Annotated in this window: 1 protein-coding gene; it reads left to right on the top strand. The window is 62.2% G+C overall.

The window, feature by feature from the left end; all coding sequences use genetic code 11:
* Positions 1–8,080: non-ribosomal peptide synthetase (locus H2510_RS20480; RefSeq protein ID WP_186630117.1), on the top strand; the 8,080-nt coding region annotated here is incomplete at both ends.

Genomic DNA, 8,080 nt, shown 5'->3' on the forward strand with positions numbered 1-8,080 from the left:
TTGCCCGGCCTCGCCGTCGCGTTCGAGGAATTGTCGACCGGAACGACCAAGTTCGATCTACAGCTGCGGGTCGATGAAGTCGCAACGGAATCAGGTTCGCTCCCAGCAGCATTCACGTATGCCACCGAACTGTTCGATGCATCTACCATCGACAACTTCGTGGATCGATTCCTCAGATTGCTGCGTTCGATATGCGAGTCTCCGACCGTCCCGCTCCGCGATGTCGAGATCCTGTCGCGACGCGAGCGTGAGACCGTTCTGGAAGATTGGAATGCAACCGATCACGTCCTGCCGGCGACGGTCGGTTCGGATCCGACGCTCAATACCTTGTTCGATCTGCAGGTGGCCCGGAGCCCGTACTCGATAGCTTTGGTTTTCGAGGACGAACACGTGACCTACCGCGAGTTCGACGACCGCTCCAATCAGCTTGCACGTCACTTGATTTCACTCGGCGTGGGTCCGGAAACCCACGTCGGGCTCGCTATTCGGCGCTCGATCGATCTGCTTGTGGGAATGTACGCAATCGTCAAGGCAGGCGGTGCCTACGTCCCGATAGATCCGGACCACCCGACCGATCGATCGGCGTATGTCATCGACAGTGCTGATCCGGTCTGCATCCTGACCACCAGTCGGGACTGGATCAATGTCCCTGTGGCCACTCCAGTGCTCGCCGTGGATTTGATCGACGTCTCGGACCGGGCTACCGGCACTGTGACGGACGCTGAGCGTCACAGTGCGATCAGCGGACGAAACACCGCCTATGTCATCTACACCTCGGGGTCCACCGGGCGCCCGAAGGGTGTTGCGGTCAGCCATGAAGCAATCGTCAACCGCCTGCTGTGGATGCAGAACGAATACAGCCTCGAGCCGTCGGACAATGTGCTGCAGAAAACTCCCGCAACCTTCGACGTGTCGGTGTGGGAGTTCTTCTGGGCTCTTCAGATCGGCGCGAAGCTCGTCATCGCCGAACCGGATGGGCACCGCGACCCGGAATACCTTTCGCGTTTGATTCTCCGTGAGCGCATCACCACGGTGCACTTCGTTCCGTCGATGCTGGCTGTGTTCACCGATGGTGCACATTCCGACGACTGCGTGTCGTTGCGGCTGGTGTTCTGTAGCGGGGAGGCGTTGCCGCCGGCAACCGTCGGCGTGTTCACAGACTTCTCCGATGCGGATCTACACAACCTGTACGGCCCCACCGAGGCTGCAGTCGACGTCACTGCCTACCACTGCGCCGCAACAGATCCCACCGTTGTCCCGATTGGGGCACCGGTGTGGAACACGCGGGTCTACGTCCTCGATGCGTCCCTGAAGCCGGCTCCCATCGGTGCCCCCGGTGAGCTCTACCTCGCCGGTATTCAGCTTGCTCGCGGATACGTCGGACGCGGGGATCTCACCGCGGATCGGTTCATCGCCGATCCCTTCGGCGGGCCAGGTGCTCGGATATACCGCACCGGGGACCTCGTACGATGGCGCGCCGACGGCAACCTCGAATACATCGGTCGTACCGATTTCCAGGTCAAGCTCCGTGGTCTGCGTATCGAGCTGCCGGAAATCGAAGCTGCTGTGCTGCGCCACGAGTCCGTTGCCCAGGCAGTCGCGATCGTCCACAACAACGAAGCAACCGGCGAGGTTCTGGTTGCCTACGTGGTCGCTGCACGCGGGCGAGTCATCGACGGCGCCGAACTGAGCGCAGCGCTGGCGGAGTCGTTACCCGCCTACATGGTTCCCTCTCTCTTCATCGAACTCGACGAGTTCCCTCTGAATGCGAGCGGAAAGCTCGATCGAAAGATGCTTCCGGAGCCGGAATTCGGAACTGCTGATGTCGAGCTGGTCAGCCCGCAGAACCCGGTCGAGGAGATCATTGCTGCAGAGTTCGCCGATCTTCTCGGTCTCTCCCAGCTCGGAGTCACCCAGAACTTTTTCGAAGTGGGTGGCAACTCGCTGGTAGCCATGCGTCTGGTGGCACGCGTCAACTCTGCTCTCGGTTCGACATTGACAGTGCGCGATCTGTTCGACGGGCCGACAGTCCGAGCTTTGGCCGAGACCGCCGAGTCCCATGGATACCGGACCGATGCACGCCCGGCCTTGACGTCGGTAGTGCGCCCAGAATCCATCCCGGTGTCGCTCGCGCAACAGCGAATGTGGTTCATCAACCAATACGACACGTCCTCTGCCGCATACAACGTTGCCTTCGCGATGCGGATGACCGGAACCCTCGATGTCGACGCGCTGCGCAGCGCGATCGGTGATGTGATCGACCGGCACGAGTCCTTGCGCACGGTCTTTCCCTTGACCGACGACGGGCCTGTCCAATCAATTCTCGAATCTCGCCAGGCTCAACCCGACCTGACTCCTGTCCTCGCGCATTCGTCAGCGCACGTGGCCGAGTTGGTCGCCGAGATCGCAGCCACCGGTTTCGACGTTTCCAGGTCCGTTCCCATTCGTGCCCGATTGATCGAAGTCGGCAGGGACGAGCACGTTCTCGCATTCGTCGTCCACCACATCTCGTCCGACGGCTTCTCCACGGCTCCTCTGGCCCGTGACCTCATCGTCGCGTACAGCGCTCGTGCTGGTGGCGATGCCCCCACCCCGGCACCGCTACCCGTTCAGTACGCGGACTATTCGCTATGGCAGCGCGAGTTCCTGGGTTCGGAGTCCGATCCGGCATCACTGATGTCGACTCAGCTCTCTTTCTGGGTCGACACGTTGTCCGGGGCCCCTGAGATCCTCCCGCTCCCGTACGACCGGCCCCGCCCGGCCGAGGCGTCGTTCCGAGGAGCGCAAGTCGATTTCGATTTGGACGGCGAGCTCCATCGTAGGATGGCCGAGTTGGCAGCCTCCCGCGACTCCAGTGTCTTCATGATCGTTCACGCATCCTTGGTGGTACTGCTGTCGACTCTGTCTGCCTCCGAAGATATTTCGGTCGGTACACCGATCTCTGGGCGCGGTGACGCCGCACTGGACGACCTCGTCGGCATGTTCGTCAACACACTCGTACTACGTACCGAGCTGGACCGGTCGGCATCCTTCGACACTGTGTTGAACGCGGTCCGTACTGCCGACCTGACCGCTTTCACGCACTCCGACATACCATTCGAGCGTGTCGTGGACGCGCTCGATCCGGTTCGATCGGGCTCGTACACGCCTCTCTTTCAGGTCATGCTCGAGTTCCAGCACACCGACCGACCGACCATCACCCTGCCCGGCCTCGAGATCGAGGGCGTCGAGCTCGCCAATGAAATAGCAAACTTCGACCTGCAGTTGACGATTTCGGAGACCTTCGATGATTCCGGTCTTCAAGCGGGCATCGAAGCGTCGTTCCGTTACGCGAGCGATCTGTTCGACGAGTCGACGGTAGCGGCGTTCGCGACCCGGCTACAGGTGATCCTCGAGGCCGTCACCACCCAGCCGAACGTCGTTGTCGGGGACATAGATGTGCTGTCTGCCGCCGAGCGAGGTGCGCTGGCGCCTGTCCGTGGTGCGCAGGGTGACGACGCTCGTCTGCTGCCGGACATTTTGACGGCTGCGGTCACTGCAGCGGGTGCTGCAGCCGACGCACTGTGGTTCGAAGACGCGGTCGTCAGCTACGGGGAACTCGATGTTCGCTCGTCGCAGCTGGCCCGCGCGTTGGTCGGCTTCGGCGCAGGTCCCGGCACAGTTGTTGCACTGGCCATGCCGCGTTCGGCGGAAACCGTCGTCGCACTATGGGCTGTGACCAAGGCAGGCGCGGCGTTCCTCCCAGTCGATCCGACGTACCCAGCCGACCGTATCGAACACATGCTGACCGACTCGGGAGCCGTTATCGGTCTCACCACGTCGGCAGACGCGCTGCAACTCCAGGGACTCTCGGCGACGACCTGGGTGTTGCTCGACGACGCCGACCAAGCGGTCACCATCGCCGAGCACTCGGGCGAGGCTGTCGACGACGTCGATCGCCTTCGGCCGCTGCGACTCGACGACGCCGCCTACCTGATCTACACCTCGGGTTCGACGGGTGTTCCGAAGGGCGTCGTTGTCACTCACCGGGGGCTGTCCAACTTGGCCGAGGAGGAACGCACCCGATTCCGGGTGACTGCGGCTTCGCGCACTCTGGCGTTCGCCAGCCCGAGTTTCGATGCCTCGATTCTCGAATTCATGTTGGCCTTCGGCGGCGCCGCCACCATGGTGATCGCACCCCCGGCGATGTACGGCGGGCCCGATCTGAGCCGGCTGCTCGCGGAGCAGCAGGTCACCCATGCGTTCGTCACACCCGCAGCACTTGCATCCGTGGACCCTGTCGGTCTGAGCCGGCTCGAGGTCATCGCTACCGGTGGCGACAGCTGTCCTCCGGAATTGGTTGCTCGGTGGGCACCGGGGCGGTCGATGTTCAATGCTTACGGACCTACCGAGGCGACTATCTTCTCCTCGATCAGCACCAGCATGTCCCCGGGTTCGCCCGTCGACATCGGCTCGCCGACAATAGGTTTCGTCGAGGTCGTACTCGACGAGCGGTTGAATCCGGTCCCCGTCGGGGTGCCGGGTGAGCTCTACCTCGCCGGCCCAGCTCTTGCCCGCGGATATCACGGACGTCTCGGGCTGACCGCCGAGCGGTTCGTCGCGAACCCGTTCGACGAGGCTGGTTCGCGCATGTATCGCACCGGTGACATCGTTCGCTGGAACCGCGAAGGTGCGTTGGAGTTCGTCGGGCGCAGTGATTCACAGGTCAAGGTCCGAGGTTTCCGCATCGAACTCGGCGAGATCGACAGTGTGCTCGCTGCGCATCCGTCCGTGGACTTCGTGACGACTGTCGGCACTACCGGTCCCGCAGGAAACACCATTCTCGTTGCTTATGTCCTGCCGACAGCCGATGCCAGGTTCGACGTCCGTGCTCTGCGTGAGCACGTTGCGGCAGCGTTGCCCGCTCACATGGTTCCGACGGCATTCGTCGAACTCGACGCCATTCCGTTGACCCCTGCCGGCAAGCTCGATCGCCGAGCACTACCGGACCCGACGTTCGACAACAGGCCCGAGTCCGGCCGCGACGCGAACACTCCGGTCGAGAAAATGCTGGCCGGCCTCTTCGCGGAAGTGTTGCGGCTCGATCATGTCGGTGTCGACGACTCGTTCTTCGCCCTCGGTGGTGACAGCATCATGTCGATTCAACTTGTCTCGCGCGCAAAAGCGGCGGGCTTCGTTCTGTCACCACGCGATGTCTTCGAACGCAAGACCGTCGCTGGGCTGGCTGAGGTAGCACTGTCGGTGGATGATGCGGACGCCGCGATCTTGGAGGAACTTCCAGGCGGCGGAGTCGGCGACGTACCGCTGACACCGATCGTGTCCTGGATGATCGAGCGGACTTCACTGTTCGATCGTCATACGCAGACCGCACTGCTCACCCTGCCACCGGGGATCGACCAATCGGTGCTCGAGCGCACAGTGCAATCCGTCCTGGATCACCACGACATGCTTCGCGCTCGCCTGCAGCACGAAGAAGACGAATGGGCGATGGACGTTCGTCCGGCAGGGGCGGTCGCTGCCGCCGAGATCATCCACCGCGTAGGAGTCGAATCGGCTTCGGGTCGCGAATTCTCGACTTTGGCGTCGGCCGAACTCGAGCGCGCTGCGGGCCGGTTGGATCCGGCCGCGGGGTCGATGCTGCAGTTGGTGTGGTTCGACGCGGGCTCACAGCCCTCCCGGTTACTGATCGTCGCCCACCACCTCGTAGTCGACGGTGTGTCCTGGCGAATTCTGGTGCCGGACTTGGCATCTGCCTGGTCGCAAGTAGTTGCCGGCCAAGAGCCCGTACTCGCGCCGGTGGGAACGTCGATGCGCCGATGGGCCCACGGGCTCCGAGATGAAGCTGTCGATCGCCGCAGCGAACTCGATCTGTGGCAACAGGTGCTGGACGGTCCCGATCAGTTGATCGGATCTCGTCCACTCGATCCGGCAGTCGATGTGTACGACACGGTGGAGCGAATCGACGTCGAGCTCTCCGCAGCGGTCACCGAGGATCTACTCACCACGATCCCCGACGTCTTCCATGGCAGTGTCAACGACGGATTGATGGCCGGACTGGCGCTGGCAATCGCAGCCTGGCGCCGTACTCGAGGCGGAGTGGACGGCGAGGTAGTGGACGGCGAGGTCTTCGTCAGCCTCGAAGGCCACGGACGTGAAGATCACGTGGTGCCCGGTGCCGATCTAGGGCGAACTCTTGGATGGTTCACCACCATCTTCCCAGTTCGAATCGACCTATCCGGCAAAGACATCGACGATGCCTTGGACGGTGGAGTATCCGCCGGAAGCCTGATCAAATCGGTCAAGGAACGCCTGTTGGCGGTACCGGATCACGGTATCGGTTACGGCATGCTTCGCTACCTCGATGAGCAGTTACGGGAGACGCTCGCCGCACACCCCAGTCCTCAGATCAGCTTCAACTATCTCGGTCGCTACAGCGCGGGCATCCCGGACAACCTCGGTGACGTGGGTTGGCTACCTGTCGACGACGCGGACATCGGCGACGTCCAGAACTCGGATCTTCCGGTAGCAGCGGTACTGGACATCAACGCGGTGACCACGACCGGTGAGGCAGGCCCAGTTCTCGAAGCCACCTTCGCTTTTCCGTCGGGCGTGCTCGATTCCGAAGATGTCGAGGAACTGACCGCGCTATGGGTGCGGGCTTTGACCGGTCTGGCACGGCACGCACGCAGTGTAGACGCCGGTGGGTTCACCCCGTCGGATCTCGACTTGGTGCAGCTCGATCAAGCGGCCATCGACGACATCGAGTCCAGGTATCCGAAGCTCGTGGACATCTGGTCCATGTCACCGCTCCAATCCGGGCTGTTGTTCCATGCCGAGTTGTCGGACCAGTCCGTCGATGCCTACATCGTCCAGTTGGTGTTGGAGCTGGGTGGAACACTGGATCGGACGCGTTTCCGGACGGCCGCTCAGCGACTTCTCGACCGGCATGCAAACCTGCGGACTGCCTTCGTGCACAACATGGAAGGCGATTCCGTACAGATCGTCGAACGTGACGTCGAGGTGCCATGGAACGAATTCGACCTCACTGGACTGGACGAGTCCGCGGCGCAGATCGAACTCGAACGCATCATGGCCACCGATCGCGCGACGCGCTTCAACATGGCCGAGGCGCCGCTCCTGCGGTTCACGCTCATCGACGTCCATCCGGGCGAGTGGCGAGTGGTCATGACCAATCACCACATCCTTATCGACGGTTGGTCGACGCCGCTGCTCATCCGCGAACTGCTGACGTTGTACGCAACGGACGGTGACGACTCGATATTGCCCCGCGTACCTGCATACCGCGATTATTTGAAATGGATGAGTCACCGCGATTCAGCGAGCGCGCGGTCTGCGTGGAGCGACGCGTTGTCCGGGCTGTCCGAACCAACGTTGCTGACACCGATCGAAAGTCGTCGGCAGGAGTCGACGCTCGCAGCACGTGTACTGACATCACTGTCAGCCGCGGACACCGATCGACTGCGCGGGGTGGCCCGCGAGCGCGGGGTCACGGTCAACACTCTCGTCCAGGCCGCGTGGGGAACTGTCCTCGGCACGCTGACAGGACGCCGCGACGTATTGTTCGGTGCGACGGTGTCCGGTCGACCGCCCGAGATCAACGACATCGAATCGATGATCGGGTTGTTCATCAACACATTGCCGGTTCGCGTCACACTCGATCCACGGGAGACGTTGGGCGAGTTCATCGCCAGACTCCAGTCGGAACAGGCTGGCCTGTTGGACCATCACTATCTCGGTTTGACCGAGATCCAGCGTGCGGTCGGACCGGCAGTCGCATTCGACACGCTCACCGTGTTCGAGTCCTACCCGGTCGATCGGGCAGGACTCTCCGATGACACCGACATCGCGGGTATGCGGGTACAGAACATTCTGGACGGCAGCGATACCGCTCAGTACCCGCTGACACTGGTCGCCATGGCGAACGAACAACTGCACATCGAAGCAAAATACTTACCCGAACTGTTCGATTCGACGGAGGTCGAATCGATCGTCGAGCGCATCGTTCGAGTGTTGACGGCGTTCGCAACGACGCCGGACCTACTCATGGGACAGCTGGATT

Source organism: Rhodococcus sp. BP22, assembly GCF_014281965.1.
Taxonomy (GTDB): domain Bacteria; phylum Actinomycetota; class Actinomycetes; order Mycobacteriales; family Mycobacteriaceae; genus Rhodococcoides.